At 38.8% G+C, this 20,641-nt stretch carries 24 protein-coding genes and 1 other annotated feature; of the genes, 23 read left to right on the top strand and 1 reads right to left on the bottom strand.

Annotated features, from left to right (window positions below):
- Positions 1–263 precede the first annotated feature (263 nt).
- The 18 genes from ACY3XC_RS03430 to ACY3XC_RS03345 all read left to right on the top strand — a co-directional run bounded on the left by ACY3XC_RS03430 (position 264) and on the right by ACY3XC_RS03345 (position 18,038).
- Positions 264–917: a tetratricopeptide repeat protein gene (locus ACY3XC_RS03430; protein ID WP_464867263.1), complete on the top strand. Its 654-nt coding sequence runs from the start codon at positions 264–266 to the stop codon at positions 915–917.
- 33 nt (positions 918–950) lie between these two features.
- Complete coding sequence (gene recD2 / locus ACY3XC_RS03425) at positions 951–3,365, top strand: SF1B family DNA helicase RecD2 (RefSeq protein WP_464867262.1); 2,415 nt, start codon at positions 951–953, stop codon at positions 3,363–3,365.
- Positions 3,358–3,873 (top strand): PRC-barrel domain-containing protein, encoded by a 516-nt coding sequence (locus ACY3XC_RS03420; RefSeq protein ID WP_464867261.1) that lies wholly within the window; start codon positions 3,358–3,360, stop codon positions 3,871–3,873. Before recD2 ends, ACY3XC_RS03420 begins: the two co-directional genes overlap by 8 nt.
- Before the next feature lie 12 nt (positions 3,874–3,885).
- Complete coding sequence (locus tag ACY3XC_RS03415; protein ID WP_045517826.1) at positions 3,886–4,077, top strand: hypothetical protein; 192 nt, start codon at positions 3,886–3,888, stop codon at positions 4,075–4,077.
- 81 nt (positions 4,078–4,158) lie between these two features.
- Positions 4,159–4,293 (top strand): YrzQ family protein, encoded by a 135-nt coding sequence (locus ACY3XC_RS03410; protein WP_464867260.1) that lies wholly within the window; start codon positions 4,159–4,161, stop codon positions 4,291–4,293.
- 95 nt (positions 4,294–4,388) lie between these two features.
- On the top strand, positions 4,389–5,474 hold the full coding sequence (locus ACY3XC_RS03405; protein WP_464867259.1) for an AI-2E family transporter: 1,086 nt from the start codon (positions 4,389–4,391) through the stop codon (positions 5,472–5,474).
- Positions 5,475–5,519: 45 nt separating this feature from the next.
- Positions 5,520–5,737: a binding site (T-box leader), on the top strand.
- 66 nt (positions 5,738–5,803) lie between these two features.
- Positions 5,804–8,437, top strand: a complete 2,634-nt coding sequence (alaS, locus tag ACY3XC_RS03400) for an alanine--tRNA ligase (RefSeq protein WP_464867258.1) — start codon at positions 5,804–5,806, stop codon at positions 8,435–8,437.
- Between the two features lie 224 nt (positions 8,438–8,661).
- Positions 8,662–8,928: an IreB family regulatory phosphoprotein gene (locus tag ACY3XC_RS03395; protein ID WP_095250076.1), complete on the top strand. Its 267-nt coding sequence runs from the start codon at positions 8,662–8,664 to the stop codon at positions 8,926–8,928.
- A 3-nt stretch (positions 8,929–8,931) separates the two neighbouring features.
- Complete coding sequence (gene ruvX, locus ACY3XC_RS03390) at positions 8,932–9,348, top strand: Holliday junction resolvase RuvX (RefSeq protein WP_179157219.1); 417 nt, start codon at positions 8,932–8,934, stop codon at positions 9,346–9,348.
- Between the two features lie 12 nt (positions 9,349–9,360).
- Positions 9,361–9,651: a DUF1292 domain-containing protein gene (locus tag ACY3XC_RS03385; protein ID WP_179157218.1), complete on the top strand. Its 291-nt coding sequence runs from the start codon at positions 9,361–9,363 to the stop codon at positions 9,649–9,651.
- A gap of 343 nt (positions 9,652–9,994) precedes the next feature.
- Positions 9,995–11,131, top strand: coding sequence for an endolytic transglycosylase MltG (mltG, locus tag ACY3XC_RS03380; RefSeq protein WP_464867257.1), 1,137 nt, complete (start codon positions 9,995–9,997; stop codon positions 11,129–11,131).
- Positions 11,132–11,296: 165 nt separating this feature from the next.
- Entirely contained in the window at positions 11,297–11,938 is a 642-nt protein-coding gene (locus tag ACY3XC_RS03375; RefSeq protein WP_464867256.1) for an O-methyltransferase, read from the top strand.
- A gap of 5 nt (positions 11,939–11,943) precedes the next feature.
- A complete protein-coding gene (locus ACY3XC_RS03370; protein WP_464867255.1) occupies positions 11,944–12,873 on the top strand; it encodes a peptidase U32 family protein in 930 nt (309 codons plus the stop codon).
- Between the two features lie 17 nt (positions 12,874–12,890).
- The gene (locus ACY3XC_RS03365) at positions 12,891–14,162 is read left to right on the top strand and encodes a peptidase U32 family protein (RefSeq protein WP_464867254.1); all 1,272 of its coding nucleotides are present in this window, start codon (positions 12,891–12,893) and stop codon (positions 14,160–14,162) included.
- Position 14,163: 1 nt separating this feature from the next.
- Positions 14,164–14,799: a uridine kinase gene (gene udk / locus ACY3XC_RS03360; protein ID WP_464867253.1), complete on the top strand. Its 636-nt coding sequence runs from the start codon at positions 14,164–14,166 to the stop codon at positions 14,797–14,799.
- A 161-nt stretch (positions 14,800–14,960) separates the two neighbouring features.
- The gene (gene greA, locus ACY3XC_RS03355; RefSeq protein WP_179157213.1) at positions 14,961–15,437 is read left to right on the top strand and encodes a transcription elongation factor GreA; all 477 of its coding nucleotides are present in this window, start codon (positions 14,961–14,963) and stop codon (positions 15,435–15,437) included.
- A 66-nt stretch (positions 15,438–15,503) separates the two neighbouring features.
- Positions 15,504–17,264, top strand: a complete 1,761-nt coding sequence (locus ACY3XC_RS03350; protein WP_464867252.1) for a peptidoglycan D,D-transpeptidase FtsI family protein — start codon at positions 15,504–15,506, stop codon at positions 17,262–17,264.
- Positions 17,265–17,375: 111 nt separating this feature from the next.
- The gene (locus tag ACY3XC_RS03345; protein ID WP_464867251.1) at positions 17,376–18,038 is read left to right on the top strand and encodes a YrrS family protein; all 663 of its coding nucleotides are present in this window, start codon (positions 17,376–17,378) and stop codon (positions 18,036–18,038) included.
- 29 nt (positions 18,039–18,067) lie between these two features.
- Here ACY3XC_RS03345 and ACY3XC_RS03340 read toward each other — a convergent pair whose 3' ends face one another.
- Positions 18,068–18,274 carry a DUF2536 family protein gene (locus ACY3XC_RS03340; protein WP_179157210.1) on the bottom strand — a complete coding sequence of 69 codons (207 nt, stop codon included), beginning with the start codon at positions 18,272–18,274 and terminating at the stop codon, positions 18,068–18,070.
- 215 nt (positions 18,275–18,489) lie between these two features.
- Between ACY3XC_RS03340 and mtnN the strand changes: the two genes are divergently transcribed.
- From mtnN to ACY3XC_RS03315, 5 genes are all read left to right on the top strand, one after another.
- A complete protein-coding gene (gene mtnN / locus ACY3XC_RS03335) occupies positions 18,490–19,185 on the top strand; it encodes a 5'-methylthioadenosine/S-adenosylhomocysteine nucleosidase (protein ID WP_464867463.1) in 696 nt (231 codons plus the stop codon).
- Positions 19,186–19,310: 125 nt separating this feature from the next.
- Positions 19,311–19,559, top strand: coding sequence for a YrhC family protein (locus ACY3XC_RS03330; RefSeq protein WP_464867250.1), 249 nt, complete (start codon positions 19,311–19,313; stop codon positions 19,557–19,559).
- A gap of 418 nt (positions 19,560–19,977) precedes the next feature.
- Entirely contained in the window at positions 19,978–20,118 is a 141-nt protein-coding gene (locus ACY3XC_RS03325) for a YrzI family small protein (protein WP_179157208.1), read from the top strand.
- Positions 20,119–20,148: 30 nt separating this feature from the next.
- Positions 20,149–20,289, top strand: a complete 141-nt coding sequence (locus tag ACY3XC_RS03320) for a YrzI family small protein (protein ID WP_179157207.1) — start codon at positions 20,149–20,151, stop codon at positions 20,287–20,289.
- A gap of 26 nt (positions 20,290–20,315) precedes the next feature.
- A complete protein-coding gene (locus ACY3XC_RS03315; RefSeq protein WP_179157206.1) occupies positions 20,316–20,459 on the top strand; it encodes a YrzI family small protein in 144 nt (47 codons plus the stop codon).
- Positions 20,460–20,641: the final 182 nt, after the last annotated feature.

Genomic DNA, 20,641 nt, shown 5'->3' with positions numbered 1-20,641 from the left:
TTTTTTGATGATGAAAACTAGGTAATTTTTGAATGGTTTTGGGTTTTGGACTTTTTTGGGGTTATGGACTATTTTTGTTGTGTTTTGGACTTTTTTCAAAGGGTTATGGACCTTTTTTAATGCCTTTTGGACTATTTTCAAGGGGTTTTGTACTATTAGCCAATAATTGCTAGTTAAATACCACAAGGGGTATCACCACGAATATCCCTAAACATACAGAAAAAATATGGTATACTCTTAAATTAGAACGGAGTGATAATAACATGGATAAAAACCAATTAGGTGTTCAATACATGCAAGAAGGTAAATGGGAAGAGGCAGCAAAGATTTTTAATGAGGTCATCGAAGAAAACCCGCAAGATCCAATTGCCTACATAAATTTTGGTAATGTGCTTTCCGCTGTTGGCGATGATGAGAAGGCATTGAAATTTTACGAAAAGGCTATTCAATTAGATGAAAATACTGCAGCCGCGTACTATAGTGCGGGTACAATATATTTTAGTAACGACAAATTTGAACAATCTAAAAAGATGTTTGAAACCGCAATGAAAAAAGGGCTTCATACCAGCGATAATTATTTCATGCTCGGTCTAACCCTTGTGCAGCTTGATCAGGGAAAATTCGCACTACCTTACCTCCAAAGAAGTGTCGAACTAAATGAAGAGGACGCAGAAGCAAGATTCCAATATGGTTTATGCCTTGCGCAGCTAGAATTAATTGATGAGGCTATTGTCCAACTCGAAAAATGCATCGAACTAGATGCTGAACATACGGATGCTTATTATAATTTAGGTGTGTCTTATGCATTTAAAGAGAAAGCAGATAAAGCACTAGCCATGTTTGATAAAGCCCTTGAGATTCAGCCAGATCATCTATTAGCAGGACACGCGAAAAAGTTGATTGAATCAGCAAGATAAATCGATAAAAAAATAGAAAGGAGGAAGCACCCCATGGATAAGCAAAGCTCACTTGATTTATTTGCGGAGCAAGGAAAGTTCGTGAAAGGAAAACATCTTGTGACCATTTTTCATAACGAGCAAAATCTTTACACCGTATTAAGAATTCGTGTGGAAGAAACGAATCATGAATATGATGACAAGGAAGCGGTAATCACAGGTTATTTTCCAAAGATTCATGAACAGGAAACCTATATTTTCTTTGGTGAGTTTAAGGACCATCCAAAGTTTGGCATGCAATTCCAAACAAAGCATTTTCGAAAAGATATTCCGCAAACCAAGCAAGGCGTGGCGGCATATTTATCAAGTGAGATGTTCAAAGGGATTGGGAAGAAAACAGCAGAAAACATCGTTGAAACATTAGGAGATAACGCGATTTCCAAAATTCTAAATCAGCCCTCCTTGCTTGATTCTGTCCCAAAGCTTCCTCCTGATAAGGCAAAAATGCTATATGATACGTTGATGGAGCACCAGGGTCTCGAGCAAGTGATGGTCGCTTTAAATCAATATGGCTTTGGCCCGCAGCTTTCGATGAGGATGTATCAAACCTATAAGGATGAAACCCTCGATATTATCCAAAAAAACCCCTATAAGCTTGTAGAGGATATTGAGGGAATTGGCTTTGGACGGGCAGACGAACTGGGCTATCAACTAGGCATTTCAGGGAATCATCCGGACAGAATAAAAGCCGCTTGTCTATATTCGCTGGAAAACGAAAGTATGCAGAATGGGCATGTCTATGTAGATGTAGAGGACTTGCTGATACAGGTTAAAAATCTACTCGAAGAAAATAAACGGGATCAAATTGAATACTCCGATATTTCAACAGAGATTTTGAAACTCGAGGAAGAGGGAAAATTAGTTGGTGAGGAAAAGCATGTCTATTTGCCTTCGTTGTATTTTGCTGAAAAAGGACTCGTAACCAATATAAAAAAAATCCTTGAACAAACACAATACAAGGAGCAATTTCCTGAATCGGAATTCTTGCTGGCGTTGGGAAATCTTGAGGAAAGGCTAAAGGTACAGTATGCACCCACGCAAAAAGAAGCGATTCAAACGGCCTTAATGTCTCCGATGTTAATTTTAACAGGGGGGCCTGGAACAGGTAAAACCACTGTTATTAAGGGGATTGTTGAGCTTTATGCGGAATTGCATGGCTGTTCATTAGAGCCAAAAGACTACCATAAAAAGGGCGAACCGTTTCCATTTTTACTAGCAGCCCCAACAGGAAGGGCAGCAAAAAGAATGAGTGAATCCACCGGTCTGCCGGCGGTGACGATTCATCGTTTACTTGGTTTTAATGGAACAGAAGGAATGGATCGTGACGATGTTCCTGAACTTGAAGGGAAAATTCTGATTGTTGATGAGACCTCGATGCTTGATATCTGGTTAGCAAATCAATTGTTTAAAGCGTTGCCGGCTACGATTCAGGTCATTCTCGTTGGGGATGAAGATCAGCTTCCATCGGTTGGACCTGGTCAAGTACTCAAGGATTTATTGAGGTCTGAGGTTGTCCCAACCGTTAGATTAACAGATATTTATCGACAGGCCGAAGGATCTTCAATTATTGAATTGGCTCATGATATCAAGAAGGGCTACTTACCAGCAAATGTTACCGTGAAGCAGCCCGACCGTTCGTTTATCAAGTGTTCAACGGCTCAGATTCCTCAAGTAATTGAAAAGGTTGCTCTTAATGCTAAAAGTAAGGGTTATTCAGCCAAGGATATCCAAATCCTGGCACCCATGTACAGAGGTCCTGCGGGGATTGACCGATTAAATGTCTTATTACAAGAAATATTTAATCCAAACCCAGATGGTACTCGGAAGGAAATTGCATTTGGGGAAGTGAAATACCGCATCGGTGATAAGGTCCTCCAGCTTGTAAATCAGCCAGAAAGTAATGTTTTCAACGGAGATATTGGAGAAATTATTTCCATTATTTATGCCAAGGAAAATACGGAAAAACAAGATATGGTCTACGTTTCCTTTGAGGGAAATGAAGTCGAGTATACACGACAGGACTTGAATCAAATTACTCATGCCTATTGCTGTTCGGTACATAAATCACAGGGAAGTGAATTCCCGATTGTGATCCTTCCCATCACAAGAAGCTATTTTCGAATGTTACGCAGGAATCTCATCTATACAGCGATAACACGGAGTAAACAGTCTTTAATCCTTTGTGGTGAAGAGGAAGCACTAAGGATGGGTGTGGAAAGGGCAGATGAACTAAGCAGACAAACCACATTATCCCAAAAGCTTCAGGAGATGATCTCAGTTAATGATTCCCCGGAAGTTGAAGAAACGGAAGAGGAACCAGGCTTAACAGCTGAGGAAAGATTTATGCAGGTTAACCCAATGATTGGCATGGAAAACCTTACACCTTATGATTTCATGGTAAATGACTAAAGCTATAAATGTTCACAGGAGGTGGGACACTCTGCGAACATTTTCTTTATTAAAGGGACAGCCAGTCTTTGAATACAATACTGGAGCAAAAATTGGTGAAGTTACTGATTTGTGTATCACAAACGAAGGGGTCGTAAAAGGCCTTATGGTCAAGAAAGGCGCTTTCTTCAAACAAACCTATTTTCTGGACATTCAAAATGTAACATCTTTTGGCTGGGATGGGGTCATGATTGAAGATGATGGCAGCCTTGAAAGACTAAAAACAACTCCAGAATATACCCTTAACCATCAACACTCTCTAAACGGAAAAATGATGATTTCAAAAAGCGGAGAGTCACTAGGATTGTTACAGGATGTATATTTTCATGAAGAATTGGGCACAATCGTAGGGTACGAAATTACGGATGGTTTCTTTTCGGATATCACAGACGGGAAACAGATTATACATTCCGAGAAGCCCCCTGCGATCGGAAAGGATGCCATCATCGTAGACGTTAATCATACGTGAGGTGTTCTTTCCATGTTCAAATGTCCCAATTGTCAGAGCAAGGATATCGGCAAAATCGGAATAAACCAATATTATTGCTGGAGTTGTTTTATTGAATTGTCTCTTGCTAAAGGTATTATCAATACCCATCAAGTCGAAGAAGATGGTACACTCAGCTCCTTAGATGACTTGTTTGAAGAAGAAGAGCGTCGCTACACCATATAAAGTGGGAACACTTATGTACTGAAGGTAGACAGGAAGCACAAAACAAAAGAGCACTGTCAAACTACAGAAGAGGTGAGACGTATGAATAAAGTGATGACTTCCGTTGTTGCATTTGGAGTTGGAATGGCAGCCTACAATGTTGCACAGCGAAACAACATGATGTCTGGCCGTCAAATGAAACGAATGTCCAGAAAGGTAAAACGAGCTTTATTCTAAAATGAATCCCCCTCATTTGTGAGGGGGATTTTTGCCTTATGTATAAATCCAGTATTTGTCTCTAAGAATAATGGTAATAAGGAGGCATAGTATCGGTGGAAATTCGGGTTAAATGGTTTTATCGGATCGGTTTCTTGCTTCTTTTACTCATTGCCCTTTACGTGTTTTTAAAAATTCGATTTGTCTGGCTGCCAATTGTAAGAGTGGCGTTAGTGATTATCCTGCCTTTCTTTATTGGGGGATTTATTACCTATTTGCTTCACCCCATTGTTGAGAAGCTCCATGAAAAAGGCTTACATCGCGGACTTGCGGTTTTTCTGATTTATTTTCTATTTTTTGGCGGTATTGGATTAGCGCTCTACAAAGGAATTCCTATATTTATTTCACAGGTAAGAGATCTTGCTGATAGTGCTCCTATCCTAGCAGAGCAATACCGAAATTGGATAAAGGACCTTCAGCTGCATACACGTGAATGGCCGGATGGTCTTCAGGAGCAATTAAACCAAGGGATAATTGGTTTTGAAAAAAGACTAAATTCTCTGTTGAACGTTATCGTAGATTCCATGCTGAACTTCTTGAATTTTGCTTTTGCCATCATGATTATCCCTTTTATTGCTTTTTATATGCTAAAGGATTTCACACTTATTAAACGAGCGGTTTGGTATATTACACCTAAAAGATGGCGAAGGAAGGGAACTCGTTTTCTAAAGGATATCGATGAATCACTTGGAAGCTACATTAGAGGGCAGCTTCTTGTTTGTCTCATTATCGGAAGTCTTTCCTCGATTTTATTTTGGATTTTCCATCTAAAGTATCCGCTGCTTTTAGGTATGATTATTGGGGTCACAAATGTTATCCCCTATTTTGGTCCCGTTATTGGGGCTGTTCCTGCTGTGATTATCGCTGCCACGGGCTCAGTTAAATTAGTGCTAATAACAATCGTAATCGTTTTTGGCCTGCAATTCTTAGAAGGAAATATATTGTCTCCCTATATCGTCGGAAAAAGTCTGCATATGCACCCATTGATGATTATGATGGCTTTAACGGCAGGAGGAGAAATAGGCGGAATCCTTGGAATGATAGTAGCTGTACCTGTTCTTGTTGTCCTTAAAGTAAGTATAATTCATGCGAAAAATCATTTCATGCATGAAAAAGTAAAGGAACCTGCGCCATCAGATTGACAAACGTTTTTTGTGTAGCTATAATCCCTTTATAGAATATTATGGATTAACATGTTGAAGGACCTTATTATGTTGTAGTCCATCTTTAAGAGAGGAGCTTCCTTGGCTGTGAGAAGCTCTAGATGAAGGATAACAGAAGCTAGTCTGGAGTGCAGCTAACCACTGCCGTTGTTGCCGCGTTAAGGCATTATTTGAGAGATGAACACCTAAAGATTTTGTGTTCATAATCAGGGTGGTACCGCGAGTTAGCTCTCGTCCCTGTTAGGGATGAGGGCTTTTTTGTGTTCTTTTTTAACTTATATTGGCTAACCTAAAGGAGGGTAAAAAATATGAAATACTTGACTGGTTCAGAAATTCGTAAAATGTATTTAGATTTTTTCCAGGAGAAAGGACATACTGTTGAACCCAGTGCGTCGCTTGTTCCTCATGAAGATCCAACATTATTATGGATTAATAGTGGTGTTGCCACATTAAAAAAATACTTCGATGGCCGTGTTATTCCAGCAAATCCAAGGATTACAAATGCTCAAAAGTCAATCCGCACCAACGACATCGAAAACGTTGGGAAAACTGCACGTCATCATACCTTTTTCGAAATGCTTGGTAACTTTTCCATTGGCGAATATTTCAAAGAAGAAGCTATTGAGTGGGCATGGGAGTTTTTAACAGATGAAAAATGGATTGGCTGGGATCCGGAACTTCTTTCTGTTACGATTCATCCAGAGGACCATGAAGCATTTGAACTTTGGAATAAAAAAATTGGTATACCTGAAGAGCGAATCATTCGTCTTGAAGGGAACTTCTGGGATATTGGTGAAGGTCCAAGCGGCCCGAATACCGAAATTTTCTATGATCGCGGTCCAGAGTATGGAGATGACCCAACAGATCCAGAATTATATCCAGGCGGCGAGAACGAACGCTATCTTGAGGTTTGGAATCTGGTATTTTCTCAGTTTAATCATAATCCGGACGGTACGTATACACCGCTGCCAAAGAAAAACATTGATACAGGCATGGGCTTAGAAAGAATGGCTTCTGTTGTCCAAAATGTACCAACTAACTTTGATACTGATTTGTTTATCCCGATTATCAGAGCAACCGAAGAGATTTCCGGTGTGAAATATGGCGAGGATAAAGAAAAGGATACTGCGTTTAAAGTGGTTGCCGACCACATTCGTACAGTTGCCTTTGCTGTAGGTGATGGGGCATTGCCATCAAATGAGGGACGTGGATATGTATTACGACGCTTACTTCGCCGAGCAGTCCGCTATGCAAAACAAATTAATATCAATCGTCCTTTTATGTATGAACTTGTACCAGTAGTAGGGGAAATCATGGATGATTTCTACCCAGAGGTAAAAGACAAGACTGATTTTATTCAAAAAGTGATTAAAAATGAAGAAGAACGCTTCCATGAAACCTTGCATGAAGGCTTATCTATACTTGGCAATGTAATCAAAAAAGAAAAGGAAAAAGGAAGCGATATGGTTTCTGGAAGTGATATTTTCCGACTCTATGACACCTATGGTTTTCCAGTTGAATTAACCGAAGAGTATGCAGAAGAAGAGGGAATGAAGGTAGACCACGCTGGTTTTGAAACAGAAATGGAATTACAGCGAGAGCGTGCTCGTGCTGCTCGCCAGGATGTCGATAGTATGCAGGTTCAAGGCGGTGTACTTGGAGACATTAAGGTAGCAAGTGAATTTATTGGATATGACCAGCTTCAAACAAGCTCTACGGTTGTGGCAATCATTAAAAATGGTGAATTGATTGAAGAAGCATTCACTGGGGACGAGGTTCAATTAATTCTTGATGTAACACCATTCTATGCAGAAAGCGGCGGGCAGATTGCAGACCGTGGAATGATTTATACAGAAGGTGTTGCCGTCGCTGTTAAGGACGTACAAAAAGCGCCAAATGGTCAAAATCTTCATAAAGCTGTGGTAGAGTCAGGTATATTAAAGACAGATGCAAAAGTGACAGCAAGCGTAAATCAAGATAATCGCGTCCAAATTATCAAAAATCATACGGCTACCCACTTGCTTCATCAAGCATTAAAGGATGTACTTGGTACGCATGTAAACCAAGCAGGTTCACTAGTAGAACCAGACCGTCTCCGTTTTGATTTCTCACACTTTGGTCAAGTGAAACCAGAGGAACTAGAGGAAATTGAGAAAATCGTTAACGAGCAAATTTGGAAAAATATCGAAGTAAATATTAGTCTCAAACCGATTGCTGAAGCAAAAGAAATGGGTGCAATGGCTCTTTTCGGTGAAAAGTATGGTGATATCGTACGTGTTGTTAAAGTGGGCGATTATAGCTTAGAGCTTTGCGGCGGCTGTCATGTACCGAACACATCTGTAATAGGGCTATTTAAAATCGTTTCTGAAGGCGGAATTGGCGCAGGTACAAGGAGAATTGAAGCCGTTACAGGTGAGTCGGCATACCAATTGATGAATGATCAAGTGAGTTTATTAAAGGATGCAGCTGATAAGTTGAAAACCAATCCTAAAGAAGTCGTTAATCGAATAGAAGTCTTAATGGCTGAAATCAAACAGCTTCAGCGTGAAAATGAATCACTTTCTGCTAAATTAGGAAATATCGAAGCTGGCAGCCTTGTATCGAAAGTAAAGGTCATTGATGGTATTACGGTATTGGCTGCAAAGGTTCAAGCATCTGATATGAACAACTTGCGTAATATGGCAGATGATTTGAAGCAAAAAGTCGGATCAGCTGTAATCCTTCTTGGAAGTGTAAATGAAGGAAAAGTTAATTTAATCGCCGCTGTCACAAAGGATTTAATTGACAAGGGATACCATGCGGGTAAATTAATCAAAGAAGTTGCCACACGCTGCGGCGGGGGAGGCGGCGGCCGGCCTGATATGGCACAAGCTGGCGGAAAAGATCCAGAAAAACTAGACTCTGCCCTGCAATTCGTAGACGAATGGGTGAAATCAATTTGATAATGAGACAAAGTAGTGTAAAATATAGGTAACTAGAAAAGCGGAAGTGCCTTGCCCAGGGGCGACAGGCATAAGACGAGCCGGCGAGAAGGTTGTTCTTTAACCTTCTTGTCGGATTGGCTTATGACCCCGAGCCCCTAGGCACTGTAGCTAGACACTAAGGCTAAAATTAGCAACGTGTACAAGTTAGTTATCTCCTCTACTAAAAATGCGAGGTGCAAGTGATGAGCTCATTTGATAAAACGATGAGATTTAATTTTCCTGAAGAGCCTTTTGAACATGACGTTAATGATGTTCTTCTTCAAGTTTATGAGGCCTTACAGGAAAAGGGGTATAACCCAATTAATCAAATCGTCGGATATTTACTTTCCGGGGATCCTGCCTATATTCCCCGTCATCGGGATGCTAGGAATATCATTCGTAAACTTGAACGGGATGAGATTATTGAGGAATTGGTTAAATCCTATTTAAATCAACGACGTGAGGGTTAAGAAATGCGGATTATGGGATTAGATGTAGGCTCTAAGACAGTTGGGATTGCTATTAGTGATGAGCTTGGCTGGACTGCACAGGGCCTCAAAACCCTCAAAATCGACGAGGAAAAAAATAAGTTTGGTTTTGAAGAAATTGGTCAATTAATAAAAGAGTATGGAATCAGTCAAGTTGTTATTGGGCTGCCAAAGAATATGAATGGTTCCATTGGACCTCGTGGTGAAGCCAGTAAGCGATACGCAGAGGAAATTGAAAATCAATTTTCAGTTTCAACCATTTTATGGGACGAGCGTTTAACGACAATGGCAGCAGAACGGGTTTTGCTTGAAGCGGATGTCAGCCGAAAAAAGCGAAAGAAAGTTATTGATAAAATGGCAGCCATGATGATCTTACAAGGCTATCTTGATAGCAAAAATTAATGAGGTGAAGATATGGAACACGGAGAAAATCAAATTACAATTGTAGATGAAAAAGGAAACGAACAACTATGTGAAGTACTTTTTACATTTGAATCAGAGGATTTTGGCAAGTCATATGTTTTGTTTCAACAAGTAGGCGGAGCGGAAGACGATGAAGAGGGTCCTGAGATTCATGCCTATGCCTTCAATCCCAATGATGAAGATGGCGAAGGTGAATTAATTCCTATTGAAACCGAAGAAGAATGGGACATGGTAGAAGAAATGCTCAATACCTTCTACGACGAACAAGAAGACGAAGAATAATACTTTAGAAAGCGGTCCTGAAGAGGGGTCGCTTTTTTTTGTGATGTCTTTGAAGGCGCTTCCGCTTTTCGTGTTGTCCAGCTCCAGCGCCTAGGGGCTCGGGGTCATAAGCCAATCCGTCAGAAAGGTTAAAGAGCAACCTTCCCGCCGGCTCGTCTTATGCCTGTCGCCCCTAGGAAAAATTGAACTGCATTTTTCCCTGTTCAAGGCGCTTCCGCTTTTCGAGAAAAATTGACATTTTTCGCATAATATGCTGAAATAATATCTGATACGCTATTCCTTATTGAGAAAAAAAGAGTTTGAAAGATATATGTTTCACTGGCTATATGGGAGGGGCAATTAGATGTCAACAGAAGAGACAAACTCGAAAAAAGAGGTAATTCGAAAGAAAATGCTTGAGCACCAAAGCGAAGCAAGAATCGTTCGTAGAATTGTTTTAATTATTTCAATCTTAGCTGTTTTTATCCTCGTCTTCATCGGTGGTGGAGGTTATCTCTACATCAAGTCGGCACTGCAGCCGGTTGACAAAGATAGTAAAGTACAAAAAACGGTAGAAATCCCAATAGGATCATCGGTAACGGGAATATCAGAGAAATTAGAAGCAAATGGAATCATTAAAAACGCTAAAGTCTTTAAATACTATGTTAAATTTAAAAATGAAGCAGGTTTTATGGCCGGAGAATATGAACTGAGTCCGTCAATGGAGATACCAGAAATTATTAATCGCCTCAAAACCGGGAAAGTATTGCAAAAGGCTGCTTTCCAGCTAACGATTCCAGAAGGTAAACAGTTAAAGGAAATCGCCCAAATTATTGCGAAAACAGTAAATTTACCGGAAGAAGAAGTGTTTAATCAAATAAACGATCGAACCTTCATCCAAAAAATGATGGGGAAATATCCTGATTTATTAACAACAGATATACTGAACCCTAATATTAAATATCCGCTTGAGGGCTATTTGTTTCCGGCAACTTATCCATTCTACAAGCCAAATCCAACTGTAGAAGAAATAGTCGTTACGATGCTCGACCAGACTAAAAAAGTGATATCACCGTATTTAGCAGAACTTAGTGAAGAAGAATTTACGGCACACCAGTTGTTGACCATGTCTTCCTTAATTGAAGAAGAGGCAACGCAAAAAGCTGATCGTAAAGATATCTCGAGTGTGTTTTATAATCGAATCGAACAAGAGATGCCTTTGCAAACAGATCCAACAGTTCTTTACGCGCAAGGTAAACACAAGGAAAGAGTCTTATACGAGGATTTAGAAGTAGATTCACCTTATAATACTTATAAACATAAGGGACTTCCACCTGGTCCTATTGCAAATGCAGGTAAAGATTCAATTGAAGCAGCTATTAACCCATCTGAAACGAAGTATTTATATTTCCTTGCTACACCAGGAGGGGATGTTATTTTTACCAATACTTTAGATGAACATAATGCTGCAAAAGCAGAGCATATTACCAATAATAATTAATTAAGACACTAGGGGGAATGGTTTTCTTTCCTCCTTGTTTGTGTTAAAATAGTTCAAGTGTTTTATGAGCAGGTAATAGCGTTTCTTAGAACGCTATTTTTTCATGTCTAAAGAGCATTATATTGGTTACAATGCTTTTATTAGCTAGAGGCAGGTGATGGCAGTTTGTTAAATGATAAACTGCATTCTTATATTGAGGAACTGATTCCAGGACGTGAACCATTGTTTATCGAAATGGAAAATTACGCATTAGAAAATAAGGTACCAATTATGGAACTTGTAGGAATTGAGGCTTTACTTCAACTTTTAAGAATTCAAAACTCTAAAAAAGTTCTTGAGGTAGGTACTGCAATTGGTTATTCTGCCTTACGAATGGCCGAGGCTCTGCCAAATGCGAGCATTGTTACGATAGAAAGAGATTTAGAAAGAATACAGGCTGCAGAAGATTATATAGGTCGGTCGCCGCATGGAAAACAGATTATATTGATTAAAGGTGATGCCCTTGAGGTTGAGGAGCTTGTCCGTGAACAAGCCCCATACGACACCATTTTTGTTGATGCTGCAAAAGGTCAATATCAAAAATTTTTTGAGATGTATTCCAAATACTTAAAAGATGATGGCATCATCATCACAGATAATGTTTTATTTAAAGGCCTTGTTACACAATCAGAGATTGAATCAAAAAGGATTCGTAATCTTGTCAGGAAAATAGATAACTTCAATCAATGGCTGATGAATCACCCTGATTATCATACAGTCATTCTCCCTGTTGGTGATGGTATTGCTATTAGTAAAAAGAAGAGGTGACTAAAATGAAAAGAACGGAATTATTAGTTACTCCACTGTCAGTTAACGATATATTGCCACTGGTTGAAGCTGGTGCCGATGCGTTTGTTGTTGGAGAACAAAGATATGGACTGCGCTTAGCAGGTGAATTTAACCGAGAACAGGTAAAGCAGGCAATCGAATTGGCACATTCTAAAGAGAAAAAAGTCTATGTTGCCATGAATGCTATTTTTCATAATGAAAAAATGGATGAATTAAGTGATTATATTAAATTTGCAGCAGAAGCAAATGCTGATGCTATTATTTTCGGTGATCCTGCTGTCTTAATGACTGCACGAGAGGCAGCCCCTGAGATGAAGCTGCATTGGAGCACGGAAACTCTTGGGACAAATTGGTTTTCATGTAACTATTGGGGTAAAAAAGGTGCAAAAAGAGCAGTCCTTGCACGTGAAATTAATATGGACTCCATTGTAGAAATCAAAGAAAACGCAGAGGTTGAAATAGAAGTACAGGTCCATGGCATGAGCTGTATGTTCCAATCAAAACGTTCACTTCTTGGTAATTATTATGAGTACCAAGGAAAAGTAATGGAAATCGAAAACCGTAAAATGGAAAAAAATATGTTCATACATGATAAAGAAAGAGAAAATAAATATCCGATTTTCGAGGATGAGAATGGAACTCACATTATGAGTCCTAATGATATTTGTATCATAGATGAGCTGCAGGAATTGCTAGAAGCCGGTGTAGATTCTTTTAAAATTGATGGAATCTTAAAGTCTTCCGACTATCTTATTGCAGTTACTAAGGCATATCGTGAAGCGGTTGACTTATTTTTTGAGGACCCAGATCAATACGACGATAAAAAAGACGAGCTTTTAGAAGCTATTGAGGCTGTGCAGCCAGAAAATCGCAAACTAGATACAGGATTCTTTTTCAAGGAGACAGTCTACTAAAAAGGAGGAGTTCATTCGTGAATACAGTTAAGGATAATATTTCTGAAATCATCGATGGAAAACGTGTGATTGTGAAAAAACCAGAACTCCTAGCGCCTGCAGGAAATCTTGAAAAGTTAAAAATTGCTGTTCAATATGGAGCGGATGCCGTATTTATTGGCGGTCAGGAATATGGTTTACGTTCAAACGCTGATAACTTTACATTTGAAGAAATGAAAGAAGGCGTAGAATTTGCCAAAAAATTCGGGGCTAGAATTTACGTAACAACCAATATTTTTGCTCACAATGAGAATATTGATGGATTAGAAGACTATATCCTTGGGTTAAAGGAAACAGGAATAGCAGGGATTATCGTTGCAGACCCATTAATTATTGAAACTTGCCGCAGGCTGGCACCGGAAATTGAAATTCACATCAGCACGCAGCAATCCATTTCAAACTGGAAAACAGCTCAGTTCTGGAAAGAAAGCGGTGCAGAGCGCGTTGTTTTAGCACGTGAAACGAGTGCAGAAGAAATAAGAGAAATGAAAGAAAAAGTCGATGTCGAAATTGAAATCTTTATCCATGGTGCAATGTGTATTGCTTATTCTGGACGTTGTACATTAAGTAATCACATGACCGCCAGGGATTCAAACCGAGGAGGCTGCTGTCAGTCTTGCCGTTGGGATTATGATTTATATCAACTAGAAGGCAGTACAGATGAAGTTCCTCTTTATGGTGAGAATGACGCACCATTTGCCATGAGCCCTAAGGACCTTAACCTGATTCAAAACATTCCTCAAATGATTGAGCTTGGAATTGATAGCTTAAAAATTGAAGGCCGAATGAAGTCGATTCACTATATTGCGACGGTAGTCAGCGTGTATCGAAAAGTTATTGACGCTTATTGTGCCGACCCTGACCATTTCGTCATTAAGCGTGAGTGGCTAGAGGAACTGGACAAATGTGCGAATCGTGAAACAGCTCCTGCATTTTTTGAAGGAGTTCCGGGGTATAAAGAGCAAATGTTTGGTAATCATAGCAACAAGACAAAGTTTGAATTTGTCGGTTTAGTACTGAGTTATAACGAAGAGAGTCAAATCGTTACACTGCAGCAGCGAAACCACTTTAAACCGGGTCAGGAAGTTGAATTCTTTGGACCGGAAATTCAAAACTTTACACATGTGATTGATAAAATTTGGGATGAAAAAGGTAATGAACTGGATGCAGCAAGACATCCACTTCAAATTGTACAATTTAAATTGGACAAACCGGTTTACCCTAACAACATGATGCGAAAGGAGAACTAGGTTGATGCGCAAACCGGTTGTTATTGGTGTTGCCGGAGGGTCCGGCTCAGGAAAAACAAGTGTAACTAAGGCAGTCTATGAAAGCTTTAAAGGGCATTCCATAACTATGCTTCAACAGGATTATTATTATAAAGACCAAAGTGATGTACCCTTTCCGGAACGGTTAAAGACGAATTACGACCATCCACTGGCTTTTGACAATGATTTGCTTATCGCGCATATTGAAAAGCTGTTACGATATGAGCCAATTCAGAAACCTGTCTATGATTATTCGCTTCATACCCGATCAAAAGAAATTATTGAAGTTGAACCGAAAGATGTTATTATTTTAGAAGGTATACTTGTTCTTGAAGATGAGCGTTTGAGAAATTTGATGGACATCAAGTTATTTGTTGATACTGACGCAGATATTCGAATTATTCGAAGGTTATCACGCGATATTAAAGAGCGCGGACGAACATTGGATTCTGTGATCGATCAATATACCAATGTTGTCCGTCCGATGCACAACCAATTTATTGAACCGACCAAGAGATATGCGGATGTCATTATCCCTGAAGGCGGTCAAAATCATGTAGCGATTGATTTAATGGTCACAAAAATTCAAACAATTCTTGAACAAAAGTCATTTTTATGAAACAATAGCCTAAAGATTAGGTTAAAATGAATCCATATTGGATAAATACAAGCTGCGCGCCCTTTAATGAGGACGCGCTCCTATGTATTTATGTAATACCTACATAACATTATCAAACACAATCTATGGGGGATTGTGAAGACTAGAAGGAGTGAGAAGTTTTGGCGATCGAAAAAGTATTTCCAATGACACAGGCTGGCAAAGACAAACTTATCCAGGAGCTTGAACATTTAAAATCTGTAAAGCGTAAAGAGGTTGTTGAAAGAATTAAAATTGCAAGAAGTTTCGGGGATTTATCTGAAAACTCTGAATACGATTCTGCAAAAGAAGAACAAGCATTTGTAGAAGGTCGGATTACAACTTTAGAAAATATGATTCGCAACGCTAAGATTATTGAAGAAGGCGACATGGCTAGTGATTCTGTTACATTAGGCAGATCTGTTACATTTGTAGAACTTCCCAATGGTGATGAAGAAACTTATACCATCGTGGGCAGTGCAGAGGCAGATCCGTTTGAAGGAAAAATTTCAAACGATTCTCCAATAGCGAAAAGCCTAATCGGCAAAAAAGTAGGCGATCAAGTATCCGTTCAAACACCAGGCGGTGAAATGAGCGTCCGTATTGTCTCTATTAGTTAATTGATTTTTTTAACTTTATGTTTGAAATGGGAGCACCTCGTCAAAACTTTTGACGAGGTGTTTTTTATGATACGTAGACGAATTAAAGGTTTACTCGTCCTTTGTATAGCTGGGCTATTAATCCTCACTGGGCGATTAATTCAGATTCAGTTGGTTCAAACGGAGTCCTTTTCAATGCACAATGTAAATCTATTGGAAGAAAGTGTAAAGCAAAGAACGCAGGAACTAGTCATCGATAACGGGCGCGGTAATTTTCTAGATCGGAATGGAGAGCTGCTAACCCATAAAAAAGTATCTGTTCTTGTTCTCTTTCCTTTTTTAAATAATATGGATTGGGATATAGAAGCAGTATCAACTATTTCTGGTATTTCAGAATATAGTTTGAAAAATGCCTTAAAGGATGCAAATAAACCTTTTGCATATGGAGAACCACAGCCACTGGAATTAACACCTTCACAAATGGAAAAAATTAATAAACTTGAAATACCGGGTGTATTTGCTATTGAAAAGAAGTTTGAACGCACCGAAATACTCGCGGCGCAATTAATTGGTTTAACAGGGGAAAACGCCGAAGAATTAAAAAAGCGCTATTCAAATAAGGATCTCTCTGAGAAGACACTTATAGGTGTTTCTGGTCTTGAAGAAAGTTTTGATGAATTTTTACTTCCAGAAGGAAAGTCCAAACTTGTCTATCACGTAGATGGTGACGGGGCACCGTTATTCGGAATTAATGTAAAGTATGTCGATCCAGCTAATCCTTTTTACCCAGTAAATGTTCGAACAACGATTGATAAAGACCTGCAGCAGAAATCGGAGGAATTAGTAGACCAGCATGCAATAAAAAAGGGCGGGTTAGTGCTCCTTGATATTGAAAGCAATAGTGTCCTTGCATCGGTTTCGCGACCAGCTATCAATCAAAGTGATCCTTATAGCGGCTCTGGGATTACGAATCGAATGCTAAAGCAAGAAATAATGGGCTCAATCTTTAAAACCGTGGTGGCAGCTGCCGCCATTGATCAAAGTCTGGATGACCCAACAAGGCTATTTGATTGTAGTAAAAAAATTAATGGTGATCCGGAAAGCAAATATAATTATGGAATGCTCTCTTTTACAGATAGCTTTGCAAGAAGCTGTAACCGGACCTTTGGCGAGCTGGCAAAGGAACTTCAAAAAATAGATAAAAATATGTTGGAGGATTATGCGGAGAAATTGTCTTTAACAGGTACAGTAGGCTGGCAGGGTGAAGTTTACCATACCGATAATTTTAAACAACTTGTCGATGAAGATAAAGGCAGGGTGTTTTTAACTGAAGAGGCTAAGAAAGATCAAAACTATGCTGCCATGTCAGGGATTGGTCAGCATGAGGTTCGGGCAACGCCGCTGGCCATAGCCAATATGATGGCTACGATCGCAAGAGGTGGTAAAAAAGAAATGGTGAGTACCGCTTCGAAAATTGAGTATAAAAATGGGACGACGATGGTTACCTTTGATAATAAAGCGTTATCTGGCGATACTATTTCACCATATACGGCAATGAAGCTTCAGAAATTATTAAGAGAAGTTGTTGTAAATCCGAATGGAACTGGGAAATGGTTTCAAGACCTTCCCTATGAGGTTGCAGGGAAGTCAGGAACCGCGGAGACAGGGAAATACGAGAATGAAAAGCAATTGCATAACAAGTGGTTTGCGGGCTATTTTCCTTATCAAAATCCCAAATACGCGCTAGTCGCTGTTAATCTAGATGTTCTAGATACAGAAGGCGGTGTAAATTTATTATTTGCCGATATGGTAAAAATGTTATATGAATATGACAAAGGATTACAATAGTATTAACTTAAGGGAAAATCCTTCAAGTTCTTTTCAATTCATGTTAGAATGTTGACAGCCATAATAATTGTTTGGCGGCGCTTTCGCTTTTCTATTTGGAGGGATTTTTGTATGAGTAACGATTTCCAATCTGGCTCACGTTCTGGTTATCGGGCTAAAAGGAAAAAAACAAACATTATCTTGAATAGTCTTATTGTCATTGTGCTAGCACTCATTTTCTTTGTAGCCTATACGATCTTTTTATCAGGTGACGATAAAGCAGCTCCTGAAAAGGAAGATACAAAAACAGCAAATCAAGCCTCAGAAAAAGAGGATAAAGATACTGAAAAAAATGACGCTGCCCAGGAAACTGAGGAAGATACTGATACTGAAGAAGTTACGGATGAAGAAAGTGAAGAAGCTGCAGCACCTGAACAGGAAGATGATTCACAAGCAGTTATAACAGAAGGCGATGGAACTACCAATGTAGTTAGAACCATCGAGAACCCTGCTTGGAAGCCTGTAGGTACCGTGCAAACAGGTGAACATACCCCAGTTTATGATAAATCACATGTTGATTGGCAGGAAATGCTAAAAGCTATTTCATATGCAACAGGCCTTGAAGAAAGTAATATGACTTTATATTGGTTAGGTCGGGATAAAACAACAGGTGCTGGATCATTCAGTACCGTGGCCTCTAAAGACAAACAGCAAAAATACAATGTTTACCTTGAATGGGTAGATGGCGAAGGCTGGAAACCTGTAAAGGTTGAAGAGCTTTCTGTAATTCAATAGAAACATAAAAATAGGATGGGCTTTCCATCCTATTTTTTGCGTTTAAAGTGAACGACTGCAGTAAAATATGTCTGACCCTTTTCATTAGCAAACATTTGATGAGAGACTGAATGAACTCCTAATAATATCGCTTTGTTTTCCTCGATTTTTACTTCGATTTTTTTTTCCAATACTTTAAGATCTGTTGCATCAAAGAATTCTACTTTATCCTCAATAAAATCAAGTTGGAAATTCATCATTTTGACCACCCTTTCCCTATGTACATTCTAGTTAATTCCTGCTGGTGAATCAATGAAATAATACCAACTTCTCAGAAAGGATAGTGAGGTTTTAACCTCTCCTATTGGAAGATTTCTGTCGAATGATGGTAGAATAGTGTTTGCGGATATGATGGTTCAATCCGAGGAAGATTATTATGAAAGAAGTAAAACAAAAAGAAAGAGGTTTAAATATGAAAATTGCCATAATTGGAGCAATGGAAGAAGAAGTCAAGCTGTTAAGGGATAATATTGACGGACAAAGTCAGGAAACAGTTGCAGGATGTGAGTTTACTTTTGGCCAAATGAAAGGGGCAGAGGTGATATTATTGCGTTCTGGAATTGGCAAAGTAAATGCTGCTATGTCAACAACCATTTTGCTTGAAAAATATAAGCCAGATTATATCATTAATACAGGCTCTGCAGGCGGCTTTAATCCTGATTTAAATGTAGGTGATGCCGTTATCTCTACGGAAGTACGTCATCATGATGTGGATGTAACAGCCTTCGGTTATGAATATGGTCAGGTGCCACAGCTTCCAGCAGCTTTTACAGCAGATGAAAAGCTAGTACAATTAGCTGAAAATGCGGCAAAGGAACTAGATAAATTTCAAGTGGCGAAAGGGCTGATTGTTACTGGGGATTCATTTATGGAGGATCCAGAGCGTGTTAAATTTGTCCAATCAAAATTTGATAAATTACAGGCAGTTGAAATGGAAGCAGCAGCGATTGCACAAGTGGCACATCGTTTTGGTGTACCTTTCGTTATCATTCGCTCCCTATCTGATATTGCAGGAAAGGAATCAGAAATCTCCTTTGATCAATTTATTGACACAGCAGCAACTCATTCCGCTACGCTGGTCATGAAAATAGTCGCTGCAATAGGGTAGACTGTTCATAGAAGAGTCCGGTGGAAAAATCGGACTTTTTGTTTTTCTAAAATTTACATACTCTTTTAGGCTGTTTTTTATGTTAAAGTAGCTTAGTAGATTTTAAGAAAAGCAGGTGACCAACAGTGGACAAACAAACAAAAAGTCTTTATGAAAAAATGGTGGATTTTAAACAATTTGCTGTCGTATTACTCGCTGTCGGTGTATTTTTCTTTTTAGGCGTAATTATTCCATCAGACTCTAAGAGTGAAATGGATGTAAATATAATGATGATCTCCTCTATGTCCTTTTTAGCTATTTCGATTTTACTTTTTATTCAATCGAAACAGTGCCAGCTTAAACTTATGGATATGGAAGACGGCAACCAGAGATAAACGTTCCTTAGGGACGTTTATTTTTTTTGGAATAAACCAGGCCATTTAATTATTTTTCTGAAAAATTTTCAAAAAGTGGTTTACAAAGGGTATGTTGATGGATATAATTACCGTAGTTAGTAAAAAATTCCGAAGGAGGTCGAAGAAAATGATGAAGAATTTAATGGTTGCTATCACTGGTAATGCTATTTGGATGACAACTGCATATGTAAATAATTTGCATTCGACCGACAGGAATGGATTGCTTAACTAATTTATTAGTTACCTAACATATCCATGCCGCAGGGAGAGTGCTGCCCTGCGGTATTTTTGTGCCTAAAATTTTGGCCGCAAGGGAGTAATTTCTTGCGGCCTTTTTGTGTTCATTAAATGGATATTACTTACAAATTTGGTCATAAAGGGAAGAGAGGTGATAGTTATGACACTAAATATATTTTTTATCTCGATTACATTAAAAAAACGTAAAGAAAGTCTACAAGAAGCAACTCGAAATGAAATGGTTGAAAAACTTTTTGAGCAAAACAAGGAACGTCAATTGTCAGTTTATCATTTACTATAAATTAACCCTAAAGAAAGGAAGTGTATTTAAATGACTCTTAATATATTGTTTTTTTCGATTACAGTTAAGAAACGTGAAGAAAGTCTGCAAGAAGCAATTCAAAATGAAATGGTTGAAAAGTTATATGATCAGCACAAAGACCGTCAAGCTACTGCTTATCATTTAATGTAATAAACCCTTTATGGGAGGTGATAGTCATGACCTTAAATATTTTATTCTTATCCATTACCATCAATAAACGTGAGATCAGTATCGAAGAAGCAGCACACCAAGAACAAATTAAGAAAATATATGAAGCAACGAAGGATCGTCAGATATCCGTTCATCGCATTATGTATTAAGGCTATAAATGACAAAAAAAAGGTGGGTTTACAATGATATATTTAATTCAAAAACGCGGAGCAAGCTTATGGAGTATGAAAGATACCACCTAGTTAGCCTATTAAGGAGGTAGTTGAAAAATGCCGGTGCATACCTTTTTATTGTTTCTTTTCGTGAAAGCAAAGAAGAAAAATAAAAAATG

It is taken from the genome of Bacillus sp. CZDM1 (assembly GCF_055502545.1).
This window is presented reverse-complemented; position numbering and strand designations above follow the sequence as displayed.